This window comes from Nonomuraea sp. NPDC049378 (assembly GCF_055586745.1).
The window spans coordinates 120,401-137,469 of the sequence record NZ_JBVJHP010000017.1 but is presented as its reverse complement, the minus strand read 5'-3'; the positions used below and the strand labels follow the sequence as shown (position 1 = coordinate 137,469).

At 72.6% G+C, this 17,069-nt stretch carries 13 protein-coding genes; 8 read left to right on the top strand and 5 right to left on the bottom strand.

What is annotated here, in order from left to right; genetic code table 11:
- Positions 1–22 precede the first annotated feature (22 nt).
- Positions 23–952 (top strand): SGNH/GDSL hydrolase family protein, encoded by a 930-nt coding sequence (locus ACZ6SA_RS33440; protein WP_347642770.1) that lies wholly within the window; start codon positions 23–25, stop codon positions 950–952.
- Between the two features lie 25 nt (positions 953–977).
- On the opposite strand, the gene ACZ6SA_RS33435 is transcribed toward ACZ6SA_RS33440, so the two are convergent.
- A complete protein-coding gene (locus ACZ6SA_RS33435; RefSeq protein ID WP_465832700.1) occupies positions 978–2,039 on the bottom strand; it encodes a chorismate mutase in 1,062 nt (353 codons plus the stop codon).
- 287 nt (positions 2,040–2,326) lie between these two features.
- Here ACZ6SA_RS33435 and ACZ6SA_RS33430 point away from each other — a divergent pair, with 287 nt between their 5' ends.
- The 6 genes from ACZ6SA_RS33430 to ACZ6SA_RS33405 are packed head-to-tail and all read left to right on the top strand — an operon-like array spanning position 2,327 to position 9,072.
- On the top strand, positions 2,327–4,150 hold the full coding sequence (locus ACZ6SA_RS33430) for a serine/threonine-protein kinase (RefSeq protein WP_347642768.1): 1,824 nt from the start codon (positions 2,327–2,329) through the stop codon (positions 4,148–4,150).
- Between the two features lie 10 nt (positions 4,151–4,160).
- Entirely contained in the window at positions 4,161–5,804 is a 1,644-nt protein-coding gene (locus ACZ6SA_RS33425; RefSeq protein WP_465832698.1) for a serine/threonine-protein kinase, read from the top strand.
- Between the two features lie 24 nt (positions 5,805–5,828).
- On the top strand, positions 5,829–6,665 hold the full coding sequence (locus ACZ6SA_RS33420; RefSeq protein ID WP_347642766.1) for an AraC family transcriptional regulator: 837 nt from the start codon (positions 5,829–5,831) through the stop codon (positions 6,663–6,665).
- 22 nt (positions 6,666–6,687) lie between these two features.
- Positions 6,688–7,350 (top strand): AzlC family ABC transporter permease, encoded by a 663-nt coding sequence (locus tag ACZ6SA_RS33415; protein ID WP_347642765.1) that lies wholly within the window; start codon positions 6,688–6,690, stop codon positions 7,348–7,350.
- A complete protein-coding gene (locus ACZ6SA_RS33410) occupies positions 7,347–7,658 on the top strand; it encodes an AzlD domain-containing protein (protein WP_347642764.1) in 312 nt (103 codons plus the stop codon). Before ACZ6SA_RS33415 ends, ACZ6SA_RS33410 begins: the two co-directional genes overlap by 4 nt.
- A 10-nt stretch (positions 7,659–7,668) precedes the next feature.
- Positions 7,669–9,072 (top strand): serine/threonine-protein kinase, encoded by a 1,404-nt coding sequence (locus tag ACZ6SA_RS33405; RefSeq protein WP_465832695.1) that lies wholly within the window; start codon positions 7,669–7,671, stop codon positions 9,070–9,072.
- On the opposite strand, the gene ACZ6SA_RS33400 is transcribed toward ACZ6SA_RS33405, so the two are convergent.
- Genes ACZ6SA_RS33400 through ACZ6SA_RS33390 form a run of 3 tightly spaced genes read right to left on the bottom strand, consistent with a single transcriptional unit; the run spans position 9,073 to position 10,929 of the window.
- On the bottom strand, positions 9,073–10,002 hold the full coding sequence (locus ACZ6SA_RS33400; RefSeq protein ID WP_347642762.1) for an RluA family pseudouridine synthase: 930 nt from the start codon (positions 10,000–10,002) through the stop codon (positions 9,073–9,075).
- A complete protein-coding gene (locus tag ACZ6SA_RS33395) occupies positions 9,995–10,504 on the bottom strand; it encodes a signal peptidase II (protein ID WP_181958313.1) in 510 nt (169 codons plus the stop codon). The genes ACZ6SA_RS33400 and ACZ6SA_RS33395 overlap by 8 nt, the downstream gene beginning before the upstream one ends.
- A 35-nt stretch (positions 10,505–10,539) precedes the next feature.
- Positions 10,540–10,929, bottom strand: coding sequence for a TraR/DksA family transcriptional regulator (locus ACZ6SA_RS33390; RefSeq protein ID WP_347642760.1), 390 nt, complete (start codon positions 10,927–10,929; stop codon positions 10,540–10,542).
- 474 nt (positions 10,930–11,403) lie between these two features.
- Here ACZ6SA_RS33390 and ileS point away from each other — a divergent pair, with 474 nt between their 5' ends.
- Positions 11,404–14,547, top strand: a complete 3,144-nt coding sequence (ileS, locus tag ACZ6SA_RS33385) for an isoleucine--tRNA ligase (RefSeq protein WP_465832692.1) — start codon at positions 11,404–11,406, stop codon at positions 14,545–14,547.
- Positions 14,548–14,746: 199 nt separating this feature from the next.
- On the opposite strand, the gene ACZ6SA_RS33380 is transcribed toward ileS, so the two are convergent.
- A complete protein-coding gene (locus tag ACZ6SA_RS33380; RefSeq protein ID WP_465832690.1) occupies positions 14,747–17,059 on the bottom strand; it encodes a hypothetical protein in 2,313 nt (770 codons plus the stop codon).
- Positions 17,060–17,069 lie beyond the last annotated feature (10 nt).

Here is a 17,069-nt window from a genome sequence, read left to right as displayed (position 1 = left end):
CTTCGAGAAGCTGGCCTGCGCCATGCTGGACGCGGGTTGCCCCACCACCCAGGAGCCGACCGGCCGGCTGCCGCAGGTGACGCGGCTGACGCCCGTGGAGGTGGCGCAGAGCGGCGCGTACGTCGCGCTCGGCGACTCCTACTCCTCCGGAGAGGGCGTCTACGACCTGGACGAGCGGCCGGTCAACGACGGCGCCGACCGCTGCCACCGCGCGACGGGCTCGTACGTGCCGCTCGTGGCCAGGGCCTACCGGTTCGGCGGCGGCACCGCCTTCTTCGCCTGCAGCGGCGCCACCACGACCGACCTCTTGTCGGGCCAGCACGGCCGGCAACCCCAGGTCAGCCGGGTCAGCCCGGAGACCAGCCTGGTGACGCTCAGCATCGGCGGCAACGACGCCGGTTTCACCAAGGTGCTCACGGGCTGCATCGTCAAGCTGCCCGGCTCGTCGGCCTGCGTCGAGCAGGAGGCAGCCGTCGGACGCCGCATCGACGAACTGCGCTCCAGCGTCCTCACGGTCCTCAGGGAGCTGCGCGTACGCGCGCCGGGAGCCCGCGTCATCGTCCTCGGCTACCCGCGGCCGTTCCCGGCGAACCCGGTGCGCACCGTCGACAACCTCAGCCCGCAGGACCAGCGGTGGCTCAACAGCATGACGCGCCGCCTCAACGACACGGTGGGCACGGTGGCCGCCGGCTTCGACCGCATGCTCGCCGCTTTCGAGGCGCCGGGCAGCGTGGAGTACGTGGACGCCTACGACGCCTTCTCCGGACACGAGGTGGGGCGGCCCGAGCCGTATCTCAACGGGTTGCACGTGGACATGGGCGACCTCGCGGTCAACGCCCGCAGCTACCACCCGACGGGCGCCGGCTACCGCCGCTTCGCCGACCTCATCACCCGCCAGATCGCCAAGGGGCCCGGCCGGCCCATGCACAACGTCCGCGTCACGACCCCCTGACCCCGTCACTCCGGCGCCCGCGCGCTCAGCGGCGGGCGCGTTCCTCGGCCAGGTGGAGGCCCGCCTCGATGACGGCGTTCATGATGGGAGCGAGCCGCGGCTCCCCCAGCGACGGCGCGCGCGACGCCATTCGTCTCACGAGGGCGCGCTCCCGGTCGAGGTCGCGCCCGGCGAAGCCGCCGACGGGCTTGATCCGCTGGACGGTGCCCGCCAGCGCGGCTCTGCGCTCCAGCAGCGTCGCCAGTGCGGCGTCCACCCGGTCGATCGCGTCCCTGCACTCCGGCAGCGTGGCCGGCTCCTCGGGGCGGAGCAGGGCGCCCACGACGGTCACGGCCTCTTCGGCCACCCGCAGCGCCGCCTCCTCGGCTTCGGGGATCGCCCCGGGGTCCGTCATGACTTTCGGCAGCGCGTCTCCGCCCGCCGCCGCGAACTCGCGAGCCAGGACGCCCGCGGAGTCCGTCCCGCCGTTCCGGGAACCGGCGCCCCCTGCGCCGCCGGGCCGCGTGGAAGCGTCGGCGCGGTTGCCGGATGAGACTGTCGGGTTGCCCGCGCGCTGAGAGGGCGCGGGGAGGAGGAGGCCGTCGGCGCCGGCCGCGACCGCTGCGGCAGATAGCCCGACATCTCGGGAAATGTCGGCGAGCACCGGCCTCCCGGACGCCACCCGCGCGGCCCGCATCAACCCCAGATCCAGCGAAGGCCCCTCGCAGAGGATCACCTGCCCGCCCCCCTCGGCCGCGCAGTAGTCGGCCAGCCCCAGCCACTCCTCCAGAGTTCCCGCGGCCCGTCGCTCCACCACGACCGGCAGGCCCAGCCCGGCCGCCGCCCGCACCAGCGGGATGTCGCGCGTCCACGACGATCCCACCACCACCGCGCCGGCGAGCGCGGCGATGGCCGGCAGGTCGGCCGCCGAGAGCGGCTCCACCAGCAGCGGGGCCGACCGCGCGGCCCTATCGCGCAGCATCTCGTACGCGTCCGCCCGCCCGTGGCGCTCCCGCAGGCTCACCCGGCCGTCGATCACCACGGCGGGCCCCTCGCCCACGAGCAGCTCGCCCACCGCCACCGCGTGCCGTTCCAAGGTCGATGACATCTCGATCCCTCGCTCGGGCCGGCTCTCCGGAACCGGCGTGGAAAACCAAAAAGGCAGAGACGGGGCGTCTCTGCCTCTGCCGACTCCAGGTGGTCGCTATCCGCCGACCGGCCCTCCTGGAGCCGGCTCGATAAACGCGTGGCGACAAGTCATGTCTGAAACCTTACACCCGTGTCTCCACCTGCTGGACAATGCTTCTCACATGGCGGACTGGCCCTCCGGCGAGTCGCCGTTGATCCCTGCCTATGGGAGTATTTCTTGGCCTAGAGGAGGGTTTGAGGCCGTTGATGTCGGATCGCAAGCAGGACGGACGCCGCATCGCCGGCCGCTACCAGCTGCAGGAACCCATCGGCAGGGGCGGAATGGGCATCGTCTGGCGTGCCTACGACGAGCTCCTCGACCGCACGGTCGCGGTCAAGGAGGTCAGGTACGCCGCCGCCCTGGGCGATGAGGTGCAGTTGCTGAACCGGCGCACCATGCGCGAGGCGAGAGCGGCCGCGAGATTCGAGCATCCCAACGTGATCGTCGTGCACGACGTGATCGAGGAGGATGACAGGCCCTGGATCGTCATGCAGCTCGTCCAGTCACGTTCGCTGGGCACGGTGATCAAGCAGGACGGGCCGCTGCCGCCCAAGCGGGTGGCCGAGATCGGCCTGGCCGTGCTCGACGCGCTGCACCGCGCCCACGAGGCGGGCGTGCTGCACCGCGACGTCAAGCCGGAGAACGTGCTGCTCGCCGACGACGGCAGGGTCGTGCTGACCGACTTCGGCATCGCCACGCTGGAGACGGAGACGCAGCTGACCGTGACGGGGCTGGCCGGCACCCCGGCGTTCATCGCGCCCGAGCGGCTCAAGGGGCTGCCCGCGCGGCGCGAGTCGGATCTGTGGTCCCTGGGCGCCACGCTGTACACGGCCGTGGAGGGCCGCTCCCCGCACGAGCGGGGGATGGCCCTGGCCACGATGCACGCCGTGCTCACCGACGAGCCCGATCCCATGCCGCACGCCGGCCCGCTCGCCGAAGTGATCAGCGGGCTGCTGGTGAAGGAGCCGGTGCAGCGGCTCACGTACGAGGAGACGCAGCGGCTGCTGCGCGCCGCCATCGCGCAGGCGAGTCCGCCGCCGACGGCGCAGTTCCCCGCCGCCCAGCCGCTCGAGGTGCCCCCTCCGGCCGGCACACCGGCCAAGGCGCGCAAGGTCCCGTTCCCGCCCGTGTCGGCGAGCAGGCCGCGGCGGGCGCCCGCTCCGGCCGTGGACGAAACCCCGACCGACCCGGCTCTGGCGGCCGCCGCGGCGGCCAAGGCCGTCCCTGAGACCGGCGCCCGGATCTCCCCGCTGACGGAGGAGCCCCGGCCGGCGTCGGAGCCGACGGTGGACGCGGCCAGGCCGGGCCAGGTGCGGGCCGGGATCGTCGTCGCGGCCGCCGCGGCGGTCGTTCTCGTCGCCGGCGTGGGCGGCTACCTCGGCCTGAACTCGGTCCCCGACGACCAGGCGGCGGGCGGGCCGGTCTCCTCCGCGCCGGCGACGCTCACGCAGGCGTCGCCGAGCGCCTCCCCGTCGGAGAGCGCGTCGGAGAGCCCGTCGGGTGATCCCTCGCCGAGTCCCAGCGACAGCCCGACCCCCGAGCCGGAGCCCACCGAGACGGCGAACGCGCTGCCGGACGGGTGGAAGATGTACAAGGACAAGAAACTGGGCTTCTCCATCGGGTTACCCAAGGGCTGGGACGTGTGGGACCGCGGCGGCAGGCAGGTCAAGTTCAAGGGGCCGGGCGCGGCGTCCAACGCCTACCTGATGATCGAAGAGGCGGCCGAGCCGGGGAGTGACCCGTACAAGGATTGGAAGAAGCAGGAGCCGCAGCTCAAGCACAACTTCGGTGGCTACAAGAAGCTCGACATCAAGAAGGTCGACGCCGCGAAGTTCGGCTACATGAAGGCCGCGGCCGACTGGGACTTCACCTGGAACACCAACACGGGCAAGACGCGTGTGCGCAACCGGGGCTTCGTCACCACCAACGGACGGGCGTACGCGATCTACTGGCACACCCTGAACAGCCACTGGAAGTCCGACTACGACTTCTTCGAAGGGTTCTGCGCGACGTTCAAACCGGCGAAGTAGGCTTCCCCGCGTGGAAAGGCGGGTCAGCAACCGGTACCACCTCCTCGCGCCTCTCGGCGAGGGCGGGATGGGCGTGGTCTGGCGGGCCTACGACCAGCTGCTCGACCGCACGGTCGCGATCAAGGAGGTCCGCTACTCCGGCGTCGGCGACGCCCGTCGGGCCGAGCTCACCCGCAGGACCATCAGGGAGGCCAGAGCGGCGGGCCGCCTCGACCACCCGTCGGTGATCGTCATCCACGACGTCGTCGAGGAGGACGGCCGCCCGTGGATCGTCATGCAGCTGGTCCCCTCCCGCTCGCTGGCCGAGGTGGTCCGCGAGAGCGGTCCGCTGCGCGTGGGGCAGGCCGCGGTGATCGGCGGCCGGGTGCTCGGCGCCCTGCGGGCCGCGCACGCGACGGGGGTCCTGCACCGCGACGTGAAGCCGGAGAACGTGCTGCTGGCCGACGACGGCAGGGTCGTGCTCACCGACTTCGGCATCGCCTCGATGGAGGCGGAGGCGGGGCTGACGGCGACCGGCAACGTGGTGGGCACGCCCGCCTACATGCCTCCCGAGCGGCTGAACGGCGATCCGGCCGGGCCCGAGTCCGACCTGTGGTCGCTGGGGGCGACACTCTACGCGGCCGTCGAGGGCGAGCCGCCGTTCAAGCGCGACTCGTGGGCCGCGACCGTGGCGGCGGTCCTGCGTGACGAGCCCGAGCCGCCGACGCGGGCCGGCGCGCTGGAGCCGGTCATCATGGGCCTGCTGCGCAGGAACCCTGCCGCCAGGATGCCCGCGGAAGAGGCCGCCAGGCTCCTGTACGACGCCGCCGGCGCACCCGGCCGGCCGGCGACGGCCACCGGCCCCGCGACGCCAGGCCTGGCGGGCGGCACCGCCGAAGCCCCCGGCCCGCCGGACGGCGTCCGCGCGGCGACCGGCGACAGGCGGTCCACGGAAACCGGCCGGCGTGAGCGTGCCAGGACCTGGTGGATCGCGGTGCCCGCGGCGGTGATCGGGGTGGCGGTGCTGGGCACGGCAGGCGTGCTGCTCTCCGACGGATGGACGGCGACCTCCACGACCGGCCCCCAGACCGACCCCACGACCGGCGGCGAGCCCACCGCGACGCCCACGCCCGCTGAACCCACCACTGCTCCCACCACTGGACCGACCGCTGGGCCGACCGCTGGGCCCACCGCTGGGCCGGACCCCACGAATGCGCCGGTGCCCGAGGGCTGGCGGAGGTACACGAGCGCCGCGGGCCGCTTCTCGATCGCCCTGCCCCGGCAGTGGAGGGCGGAGAAGCACGCCACCAGGGACAGCGTCTCCTTCTCCCGCCCCGGCGCCCCCGGCACGATGATCGTCGAGTGGACCGTCCCCGACATTCCGTGGGACGACCCGCGCGGGCACTGGATCGGCCTGGAGAAGGAGATCCTGGCGAAGAAGCTGTTCAAGGGCTACGAGCGCATCCGCATCACGCCCACGAGGTTCCTCGGCCGAGAGGCCGCCGACTGGGAATTCACCCGGGAGCGCGACGGTTCCATCATTCACGTGCTCAACCGCGGTTTCCACACCGCGGACGGCCGCCCGTACGCTCTCTACTGGGAGACCACCCAGGCGCGCTGGCAGCGCGACCGGCACTACTTCGCGGCGTTCGCGAAGACGTTCAGACCCGGATGACCATGCCCTGATGACCATGCCCGTATGACCATGAAGGAACAGGCACACTTCTGGCGGCACCCGGCGGTGCCGGAGACCGACCTGCTCAAAGCCCGCTACGTCACCCACCGTTTCTCCCGCCACGTGCACGACGGCTACGCCATCGGGGTCATCGTGGGCGGCGTCGAGGAGTTCCACTACCGCGGCACCCTGCACCGGGCGGGCACGGGCGAGCTGGTGCTGGTCAACCCCGACTCGGTGCACACCGGTCAGGCCGGCGTGCCCGGCGGGTGGGCGTACCGCATGCTCTATCCGTCGTTGGACGCGCTGGCCGCGATCGCCGCCGAGCTGGGCACCCCCTACGCGACGCCGCACTTCCCCGAGCAGGTGGTGCGCGACGACGACGTGGCCGCCCTGCTCGGGCGGGCGCACCAGGCGGCCGAGCGCGGCGACGCGCTGGCCGCCTCGACGTTGAGCCGCACCCTGTTCGCCCGGCTGCTGACGCGCCACGCCACGCCCAGGCCGGCCGCGGCCCTGCCCGCCGAGGGCAGGCGGGCCGTGCGGGAGGCGCTCGACCTGCTCCACGGCAGCCTCGTCGACCCGCCGACGCTGGACGATCTCGCCGGCGCCGTGGGGGCCCGGCCGTTCGCGCTGCTGCGGGCGTTCAAGGCCGCGACGGGCATGCCGCCGCACGCCTACCTCACCTCGCTCCGGGTACGCCAGGCGCGCCGCCTGCTGCTGTCCGGGGTACGCCCCGCGCAGGTGGCGGTCGAGGTGGGCTTCACCGACCAGGCCCACCTCAACCGGCATTTCAAGCGTGTCGTGGGCGTTCCTCCCGCCGCCTACCAGCGCGCCGCAGGAACGTACAAGACCGGCGCTTGACCCCACGCCTAGCCTCGGCGGCATGGAACAGACAACACACCGTTCCGCCGCCGTGCGGGACGGCTTCGGCGTGGGCCTGGCCGTGGGGCTGTCCGGGCTCGCCTTCGGCGCCGCGGCGGTCACCGCGGGCCTGAGCGTGCCGCAGGCGTGCGTGCTGAGCCTGCTGACGTTCACCGGCGCCTCGCAGTTCGCGCTGACGGGCGCGGTGGGCGCGGGCGGCGACCTGGTGGCCGCCACCCTCGGCGCGCTGCTGCTCGGCGGCCGCAACACCCTGTACGGCCTGCGCCTGGCCGACCTGCTGCGGGTACGCGGGCCGCGCCGGCTGGTCGCCGCGCACGGCGTGATCGACGAGACCGCGGCCGTCTCCCTGGCCCAGCCGACCCCGGAGGCGGCGCGCACCGGCTTCGCGACCACGTTCGCCAGCCTCTACGTCACCTGGAACCTCACCACCCTGGCGGGCGCGTACGGCACGTCGTTCCTCGGCGACCCCGACGTGGTGGGCCTGGACGTGGTGGGCCCGGCCGCGTTCCTCGCCATCCTGTGGCCCCGTCTGGCGAAGAGCGCCGAGCTGCGGCTGCTGGCCGGGGCCGGCGCGGCGATCGCCCTGTGCGCGACCCCGTTCCTGCCGCCGGGCGTCCCCGTGCTGCTGTCGGCCGCGGCGGTTCTGGTGGTGATGGCCCGATGACGTTGTGGTGGGCCATCGCCGCGCTCTGCGCGGGCTGCTACGCGCTCAAGCTGGCCGGGCTGGCCGCGCCGCAGCGGGTGCTGGAGCATCCGGTGGTGAGCAGGTTCGCCGAGCTGGTGCCGGTGGCGCTGCTGGCGGCGCTGATCGCGGTGCAGATGTTCACCGAGGAGGGCGGGCTGCGGTTCGACCCGGCCCGTACGGCGGGTCTCGGCGCGGCGGTGATCGCCCTGCTGCTGCGTGCCCCGTTTCTGGTGGTTCTGGCATCCGCGGCGGCCATTACCGCGCTTGTCCGGATTTTTACTGGGTAGTCGCTCGTGCATGACCGATGCAACGGGGATGGTCGGTGGACGGTACCGGCTGGTCAGGACGATCGGCCAGGGCGGCATGGGCACGGTGTGGCAGGCGCACGACGAGGTGCTCGGCAGGGACGTGGCCGTCAAGGAGGTGCTGCCGCCTCCCGACCTGACGGGCTCGGAGCGGGAGGTGTTCGCCGTACGCACCTTCCGCGAGGCCAGGGCCGCCGGCCGGGTGGCGCACCCGAGCGTCGCCGCCGTGTACGACGTCCTGGAGGAGCGCGGGCACCCGTGGATCGTCATGCAGCTGGTCCGCTCCCGCACGCTCGGCGAGGCGATCCGCGAGGACGGCCCGATGCCCGCGACGCAGGCCGCCCGCATCGGGCTGCAACTGCTGGAGGCGCTGCGCGCGGCCCACGCGGCGGGTGTGCTGCACCGGGACGTCAAACCGGACAACGTGCTGCTCACCAAGGACGGCCGGGCGGTGCTGACCGACTTCGGCATCGCGACCACGGAGGACGAGGCCCCGGTCACCAGGACGGGCATCCTGATCGGCACGCCCGCCTACATGGCGCCGGAACGCGCCGCGGGCGGCCGGGCGGGACCGGCCTCGGACCTGTGGGCGCTGGGCGCGACGCTCTACCTGGCGGTCGAGGGCGGCTCGCCCTTCCAGCGGGAGAACGCCCTGGCCACGCTGGGCGCGGTCATGCACGCCGAGCCGGAACCGCTGTCGCGCGCGGGGACGCTGGCGCCCGTACTGCTCGGTCTGCTGCGCAAGAACCCGGCCGAGCGCATGTCGCTGGAGGAGGCCGAGCAGCGGCTGGCCACGATCATCGCGGGCGCGGCGCCCGAACCCACGGGCCCCTTCGCCGCGCCGGAGACGCGCGGGGACGCGCCGCCCCCGACGGTCCCGGGGACGGCGCGACGGACGGCGCGACGGAGGCGCGGGCGGCAGCTGGCCGCGATCGCGGGAGGCGCGCTGCTCGTGGGGCTCGTCACGGGAGGCGCGGCGTGGTTCTCGAACCAGCCGTACAACGTGCCGGCACGCCAGCAGGTGCCCCCCGTGGGGACGACCTCGGGCGAACCGACGCCGGCGGAGGAGCCGTCGTCGGAGGCACCGTCGGAGGAGGCGTCACCAGGGCCGGAACGATCCTCGGAGAGCGGCCCCGACTCCAGACCGGGTCCGTTCTCCGAGCCGGGAGGGGAGACGCCGGCGCCGCCGACGGCCCGTGAGCGGCCGGAAACCCCTCGCGAGGAACGCGGCCGCGGCACGCGCGCGCCCGCACCGACCGAGCCCGCGGAGAAACCGCGCGAGGACGAGAAGGCGGAGCGGCCCAGCCGTACTCCCGGCCAGGTCGAGGGCTCCGGGGACGACAGGGCGGACGACAGGGCGGACGGCGAGAACCAGGAGAGCGAAACCGGGTCCTGATCAGGACTCGGCGCGGACGATGTCGAGGGCCTTCTGCAGGTCCTGCGGGTAGTCGGTGCTGAACGACATCCACTCGCCCGTCGCCGGGTGCTCGAACCCCAGCGCGACCGCGTGCAGCCACTGCCGGGTGACGCCCAGCCTGGCCGCGAGCGTGGGATCGGCTCCGTAGAGCAGGTCTCCGACGCACGGGTGGCGCAGCGCCGACATGTGCACCCTGATCTGGTGGGTGCGCCCGGTCTCCAGCTTGATGTCGAGCAGCGACGCCGCCCGGAACGCCTCGATCGTGTCGTAGTGGGTCACGGACGGCTTGCCGCCCGCCACCACGGCGAACCTGCCGTCACCCGACGGGTGCCGGTCGATGGGCGCGTCGACGGTGCCCCTGAACGGGTCGGGATGCCCCTGGACCAGCGCGTGGTAGCGCTTGTCGACCGTACGTTCCTTGAAGGCCCGCTTGAGGTGGGAGTAGGCGTGCTCGCTCTTGGCCACCACCATCGCGCCGGTGGTGTTGGCGTCGAGCCGGTGCACGATGCCCTGCCGCTCGGCCGCGCCGCTGGTGGCGATCGTGTGCCCGGCCCCCATCAGCCCGCCGATCACGGTGGGGCCCGTCCAGCCGACGGTCGGGTGGGCGGCCACCCCTATCGGCTTGTTGACCACCACGATGTCGTCGTCCTCGTGGACGATCGTCATGCCCGGCACCGGCTCGGCGACCGGCATGGGCGTGGTGATCGGCGGCGGCATCGTCACGTCGAGCCAGGCGCCCGCGTGCACCCGGTCGCTCTTGGCCGGCTGCCTGCCGTCGACCAGCACCTCGCCGGCCCCGATCAGCTCGGCCGCGCGCGTGCGGGAGAAGCCGAACAACCGCGAGAGGGCGGCGTCGAGCCGCTCGCCTTCCAGGCCGTCGGGGACCGGCAGGCTCCGCTGCTCAGTCATCCCCGGCCACCTCCTTGGAGCCGTCGATCTGCACGTTGCGCCAGGCCAGGAGCACGGCGAGGATGCCGCCGCAGACGATCGCGGAGTCGGCGACGTTGAAGACGGGGAAATAGTCGATCACGGGGAAGTGCCCGGGGAGCACCTCGATGAAGTCGACGACGTGCCCCTGGAACTGCGTGGGGCGCCCGATGCCCGACGGGTAGCGCAGGAGGCGGTCGGTGAGGTTGCCGAACGCCCCGCCGAGCAGCAGGCCGAGCGTGACCGCCCAGGCCCTGCTGCCCAGCTTGCGGGCGGTGCGTACGATGGCGACCACCACTCCGGCCGCGATGATGGTGAAGATGAACGTCATCCCGGTGCCGATGCTGAACGCGGCTCCGGGATTGAAGATCACCCTGAACTGCAGGACGTCCTGGATGACGACCAGCGGCGCCTCGCCCTCGAGCGTGCGCAACACCACCGTCTTGGTGACGAGGTCGGCCGCGTAGATCACGGCCGCCAGCACGATGAGGACGGCGAAGAGGCGCCGGCGTGGGTTGCCTACCGGCGTTCCTCCTTCTGCTTGCACTTGACGCACAGCGTCGCCCTCGGGAACGCCTGAAGGCGTTCCTTGCCGATCGGCTTGTGGCACGATTCGCACACTCCGTAGGTCCCTGCGTCGATCCTGGCGATCGCACGTTCGTTCTGCGCGACCAGATCGCGCGCATTCAGGGTAAGGGCGATCTCGCGTTCGCGCTCATACGTCTTCGCGCCGGCGTCCGCCTGGTCGTCGCCGGCTCCTTGGGTGACGTCTCCAGAGGCTATCTCGGACTCGTGCCGGAGGATGTCCGCGTTGAGTTCGTCGGTCTCGCTCTGCAGCCTGCCGCGCACCTCGGCCAGCTCCTCGTCCGACCACATCGACGGTGTAGCGGTCTGCGTGACTGCCGCCATGGCTGCCTCCATTGCTGATCAAGGCCGTAATGGTGCGGGCAGCTTAGGATCCGGATAACGGAACGGCAAACGACCCGCCGGACGGTTTACCTCCCCCGTACTATCCCGCCTCGCGCATTCAACTCCTCCTCAGCGGCGTCCATTCCCACAACTTTGTCACCGTTTACGACTTCCGGACTGACATGTCCGAACATCCTTGGCCGTAGCATGCCCCACCAGGGAAACCGGGAAGCCTTCGCCCCCACTCTGCGTTATGGTTTGAATCTGCGAGGCGTTGATGGGGCCCTACTGTGAGGGATATCACCCCGGAGCCGCCGGAAGAACGGCTCGTCCGAGCTCATTAGAACCGGCAGCAGAGCAAAGGAAGAGGGCCCCGCCCAGCGCGGAGCCAAGAAGGGTGGTACCGCGGAGCCGCACGGCTTCGTCCCTTCACGCCAGCCAGCCGGCCGATCAAGCGTGGAGGTCACGCCCGAGATGTCCCCAACATTCCGCTCTCTTCCCGCGCAGGTCGACCTGCCCGCGCTCGAGCGCGAGGTCCTCGACCGCTGGCGGGACGGGAAGATCTTCGAGCGGTCCGTCGAGCAGAACACCGGCAACCCGTCGTGGGTCTTCTACGAGGGCCCGCCCACCGCCAACGGCCTGCCCGGCGTCCACCACGTCGAGGCGCGCGTCTTCAAGGACCTCTTCCCGCGCTACAAGTCCATGCGCGGGTTCAGCGTCCCGCGCAAGGCCGGCTGGGACTGCCACGGCCTGCCCGTCGAGGTCGGCGTCGAGCGCGAGCTGGGCCTGTCCGGCAAGAAGGACATCGAGACATACGGCATCGCCGAGTTCAACGCCAAGTGCCGCGAGTCGGTGCTGCGGCACGTCGACGCGTTCGAGCAGCTGACCGAGCGCATGGGCTACTGGATCGACCTGTCCCAGGCCTACCGGACGATGGACCCCTCCTACATCGAGTCGGTGTGGTGGTCGCTGAAGGTCGTCCACGACAAAGGGCTGCTGTTCCGCGACTTCCGGATCACCCCCTACTGCCCGCGCTGCGGCACCGGCCTGTCCGACCACGAGCTGGGCCAGCCCGGCGGCTACGAGACCGTCTCCAGCCCGTCCGTCCACGTCCGCATGCCCGTCACGTCCGGCCCGCTGGCCGAGCTGGGTGCGGCGCTGCTGATCTGGACGACCACACCGTGGACGCTGGTGTCGAACACGGCGGTCGCCGTGCACCCCGACGTGACCTACGTCGCCGCCCGCACCGCCGGCGGCGAGGTGCTGGTGGTGGCCGAGCCGCTGCTGTCCGTGCTCGGCGAGGACGCGACCGAGCTGGCCCGCTACACCGGGCGCGAGCTGGAGCACACCCCCTACTCCCGCCCGTTCGACCTGGTCGACATCCCCGGCGCCCACTACGTCGTGCTCGGCGACTACGTCACCGTCGACGACGGCACCGGCCTGGTCCACCAGGCTCCCGCGTTCGGCGCCGACGACCTGGCCGTCATCAAGCGGTACGACATGCCGGTCGTCAACCCGATCGGCCCCGACGGCCGCTTCCTCGACGACGTGCCCATGGTCGGCGGGCGTTTCTTCAAGGACGCCGACGAGGAGCTGACCGACGACCTGCGCGCCCGCGGGCTGCTCTTCCGCGGCGGCCACTTCGACCACAGCTACCCCCACTGCTGGCGCTGCCACACGCCGCTGCTCTACTACGCGCTCCCGTCCTGGTACATCCGCACCACCGCGGTCAAGGACCAGATGCTGGCCGAGAACGCCAGGACCAACTGGTATCCCGACACCATCAAGTGGGGCCGGTTCGGCGAGTGGCTGCGCAACAACGTCGACTGGTCGCTGTCGCGCTCGCGCTACTGGGGCACGCCGCTGCCGCTGTGGGTGTGCTCGGCCGACGACTCCCACGTGACGTGCGTCGGGTCGCTGCAGGAGCTGGGCGAGCTGGCCGGCCAGGACGTCTCGGCCCTCGACCCGCACCGCCCGTACGTCGACGACGTGACCTTCGCCTGCCCCGACTGCGGCGCGCCGGCCCGGCGCGTCCCCGACGTGATCGACGCCTGGTACGACTCGGGCTCCATGCCGTTCGCCCAGTGGGGCGAGCGCGGCAGGCCCGAGGGCGTCTACCCTGCGCAGTTCATCTGCGAGGCCACCGACCAGACGCGCGGCTGGTTCTACTCGCTGATGGCCGTCGGCACCCTCGTCTTCGGACAGTCCTCCTACGAGAACGTGCTCTGCCTCGGCCTCATCCTGGCCGAGGACGGCCGCAAGATGAGCAAGCACCTGGGCAACATCCTCGAGCCGATCCCGCTGATGGAGCAGCACGGCGCCGATGCCCTGCGCTGGTTCATGGCCTGCTCGGGATCGCCATGGGCGTCCCGCCGGGTGGGACACAACACCCTCGAGGAGATCGTCCGCAAGGTCCTGCTGACGCTCTGGAACACCGCGTCGTTCTTCACCCTCTACGCCAACGCCGAGTCGTGGTCGCCGTCCCGGCTGCGGGAGGCCACGCCGGCGGCCGAGCGCCCGCTGCTCGACCGCTGGGCGCTGGCCGAGCTGCACCGCACGGTGGCCGAGGTCACGGCGTCGCTCGACGACTACGACACCCAGCGGGCCGGGCGCAGGCTGGCCGACTTCCTCGACGACCTGTCCAACTGGTACGTCCGCCGCTCCCGCCGCCGCTTCTGGCAGGGAGAGCAGGACGCGTTCGCCACCCTGTACGAGTGCCTGGAGACGGTGCTGCGGCTGATGGCGCCCGTCACGCCGTTCGTCACCGACTACCTGTGGGACATCCTGCGGCCGGGGGACGCCCCCTCCTCGGTGCACCTGGCCTCGTGGCCCGAGGCGCGTGACGACCTGCTCGACCCGGCGCTGCCGGACCAGATGGCCCTGGTCCGCCGGCTGGTGGAGCTGGGCCGCTCGGCCCGTGCGTCGTCGGGCGTGAAGACCCGGCAGCCGCTCCGCCGGGCCCTGGTGGGCGCGCACGGCTGGCCGTCGTTGCCCGCCGAGCTGCGCGGTCTGGTGGCCGACGAACTCAACGTCCAGGCTCTGGAGGACATGTCCGGCTTCAGCGCCGATCTGGTGTCCTACTCCGTCAAGCCCAACTTCCGCGCCCTGGGCAAGCGCTTCGGCTCCCAGACCAAGCTCGTGGCCGCCGCGGTGGCCGCCGCCGATCCCACCCACGTGGCCAGGGCCCTGCGCTCGGGCTCCACGGTCACGGTGGAGGCGGGCGACCTGGGCGAGGTCACGCTCGGCCCCGACGAGGTGATCGTCAACGAGCAGCCCCGCTCGGGCTGGGCGGTGGAGACGGGAGCGATCGGCACGGGCACGGGCGAGACGGTCGCCCTGGACCTCGAGCTCACCGACGACCTGCGCCGCGCGGGTCTGCTGCGCGAGGTCATCCGCCTGGTCCAGGAGGCCCGCAAGTCGAGCGGCCTGTCCATCACGGACCGGATCGAGCTGTGGTGGACCGTGTCCTCGCCTGACCTGGCCGCGGCGTTGCGGTCGGACTGGCAGGTCGTGGCGGAGGAGGTGCTGGCGACGTCGGTCGCGGAAGGCACCATGGCAGATCTGCCGTCCCACACCGACGAGGACCTGGGGCTGACCTTCCAGCTCCGCCGCACCTGACACAGGGGCCGGCCGGGCCGTCCACGGCCCGGCCACGCCCGTCCTTCCCAGAGCCCTCGGCAATGCGCGCAAGGAAACCGGCCGGACCGGCCAACGCCCGCCTCTTCCAGAGCCCGCACCACTCGCTCAACCGCAGGTGGGCGCGTACGTCCCCGCCCCTTCCAGAGCCCGCTGCGCTCGAGGACCGTGGAAGTGCCGGTCAGCTGACCGATTCGCGGTCGTGCTGGCAGACCGAGCAGCTCGTCAGCCCGGCCGCCTCGGCCGCGGCGGCGGCCATGGTCTCCACCCCGGACTCGCCCGCACCTCTGATCAGCGGGCAGTTGGTGCTGTGGTAGCGGCGGGTGCCGACGATGACCTTCACCGTGCGGCTGTCGCCGCCCTTGGGTTCGTCGCCCGTCTTCTTCTCGGCGCCCTCAGCCGTGGGATCGGGGGCCGGAGTCTTGGAGCCGGCAGCCTGAGTCTTCGCGGGTGTGCCGCCGGAAGGCTCAGAACCCTGCCGTGGCCTGCCCTGCTCCTGGTCGCCCTGCCCTTGCTGGGGCTTACCGGAATCCTGCGCGCCCTGCCCTGGGCGAGACTTGCCCGGCCCTTGGGCGCCCTGCCCTGGGCGAGACTTGCCCGGCTCCTGGTCGCCCTGCCGTTGCTGAGGCTTGCCGGCAGGCTGGGCGCCCGTGCCGGACGGTTGCGGGCGAACAGCCGGCGAGCCGCCCCTGGGCGTGCCGGTGTCATCGTCGGAGGGCTCTGGTGCCGCGGCCGCCTCCCGCGTGCCAGGCCGGGAGCCGGTGCCGGGCGTCGCGTTCTTCGGGCCGGCGCCGGAGGGGCCTTGCGCTGCCGCGGGCGTTCCGGTCTTCGGGGCCGTGCCGGGCTTGGCCGTCGTGCCCGTGGGACGGCTCTCCGCCGCGGACCTGGCCGTCGTGCCCGTGGGCAGCGGCCCCCTGGGCTTGGCCTCCGATTCGGCCGAAGACGCGGGCCGTTCAGGAAGGATGAGGGTCTGCCCCACCGCTGCGGAGGTGTCGGCGTCCCCGGAGGGGGTCTTCGACGGTCCGGACGCTCCCGGACGGCCTGGCGTGGCGGAGGAAGGCACCCTGGGCTGGGGCGCGGTCGCGGGACCCGCGGAGTCGTCGTCCGCCACCCCGCCCGTGGCGCCCTGCGGACGCTTGCCACCGCTCCCGGGCTGCCCGGGCTTACCACCGGACTGCTGCGAACCCGCCGCGGACTGCCCCGGCTCAGCACCGGACCGCTGCGAACCCGCCGCGGACTGCCCCGGCTCACCTCCGGACCGCTGCGGACCCGCCGCGGGCCGCCCCGGCTTGGCGGGGGTCCGCGCGGGCGACCCAGCGGGCGGCTCCTGATCTTCGGCGGGTCTCCCCGGCCTGCCCGGGGCCTGTGCCGGCTTTCCCGCGGCCTGCCCGGGCTTGCCCGCGGGGCGCTCGGACGCGCCGATCGGCTGCCCGGATCCGCCGCCGGGCTGCTCGGGTGTGCGGGCCGGCTGGGCGGGCGACTTGCCGGGTGCGGGCCGGCCGGACGGGCCGGTCTGCGCGGACGTGGGCCGGCCGGAAGGACTGGGCGTCTTCGCGGGCGCGGACTGGCCGGACGTCTTCGCGGGGGTGCCTGGCGGGGTGCCGGGCTTGCCGGGAGAGGCCTTGCCAGGGGAAGGCTTGCCGGTCGACGGCTCGGGCGGCGCGCTGGAAGGCGGCGTCTCGGCCCTGAGCGTGTGCGGCCGGAAAACAGAAGTCTGGGTCTCCGCCTGCTCATCATCCGAGTCGGGGGCGGCGGAGGTGGAGTTGCCGAACCACCCGGCGCCTTCCTCGTGGGCGGCGGCGGGCTCCGGGCTGGGGGTGGAAGCCTTCGTGTCGGGCTTCGGCGGTGCGACCGGCGAACGTAGGTCGCGGGTCTCCGCGGAGTTTTCCGCCCGGCTCTCCGCGCTACTGGCGGAGCCGGGTGCGACGGCGGGCTCGGGGTCGGCGGCAGGCGGCAGTTGCCGTCCGCCGAGCGCTGCGTCAGGCAGGCACGTCGTGCAGGGCGTGAAGCCCTCCTCGCGGGCCTCCTCGTAGGTGAGCTCCTCGTTGGTCCGGCCGCTGAGCTGCCGGCAACCGGGCACGTGATATCTCTTGCGTCCCGGGATCACCAGCACGATCGCATCCGGTGAGATGCCCGCGGCCGCCGGGCGGCGCGGGGCGGTGGCGGCGGGAACGGTCGCCGCGCGCTGGGGTGCCCGCGGATGCGGACGCGGATGCGGTTGGGTGTGCGGGGGTGGCTGGTGAGCCATGGCACCGGTCTGGGTGTACGGCATGCCGGGCGGGGTGAGCCCCTTCGGGGGGGTGGCCGGCGCAGCGGCCTGCCCACCACCGGGAAAAAGCTCGTTTCGCCGCAGGAAGGCCCCGATCACCAGGAACAGCGCGGACAGCACGCTGACCACGATGGACCACATGATCAGGAACGGCTTCGCCAGTACGAAGCCCGCGATCAGCAAGACCACTGCCGCGAGCACCAAACCAGCACTGATGAGGATCACAGAGGGCTCT

Bases quoted from the DNA above. Each gene is read 5' to 3' on its own strand.
- ACZ6SA_RS33440 (WP_347642770.1), top strand. From the start codon at position 23: ATGCTGGACGCGGGTTGCCCCACCACCCAGGAGCCGACCGGCCGGCTG.
- ileS (WP_465832692.1), top strand. From the start codon at position 11,404: ATGTCCCCAACATTCCGCTCTCTTCCCGCGCAGGTCGACCTGCCCGCG.
- ACZ6SA_RS33410 (WP_347642764.1), top strand. From the start codon at position 7,347: ATGACGTTGTGGTGGGCCATCGCCGCGCTCTGCGCGGGCTGCTACGCG.
- ACZ6SA_RS33435 (WP_465832700.1), bottom strand. From the start codon at position 2,039: ATGTCATCGACCTTGGAACGGCACGCGGTGGCGGTGGGCGAGCTGCTC.
- ACZ6SA_RS33430 (WP_347642768.1), top strand. From the start codon at position 2,327: ATGTCGGATCGCAAGCAGGACGGACGCCGCATCGCCGGCCGCTACCAG.
- ACZ6SA_RS33405 (WP_465832695.1), top strand. From the start codon at position 7,669: ATGACCGATGCAACGGGGATGGTCGGTGGACGGTACCGGCTGGTCAGG.
- ACZ6SA_RS33400 (WP_347642762.1), bottom strand. From the start codon at position 10,002: ATGACTGAGCAGCGGAGCCTGCCGGTCCCCGACGGCCTGGAAGGCGAG.
- ACZ6SA_RS33415 (WP_347642765.1), top strand. From the start codon at position 6,688: ATGGAACAGACAACACACCGTTCCGCCGCCGTGCGGGACGGCTTCGGC.
- ACZ6SA_RS33390 (WP_347642760.1), bottom strand. From the start codon at position 10,929: ATGGCGGCAGTCACGCAGACCGCTACACCGTCGATGTGGTCGGACGAG.
- ACZ6SA_RS33420 (WP_347642766.1), top strand. From the start codon at position 5,829: ATGACCATGAAGGAACAGGCACACTTCTGGCGGCACCCGGCGGTGCCG.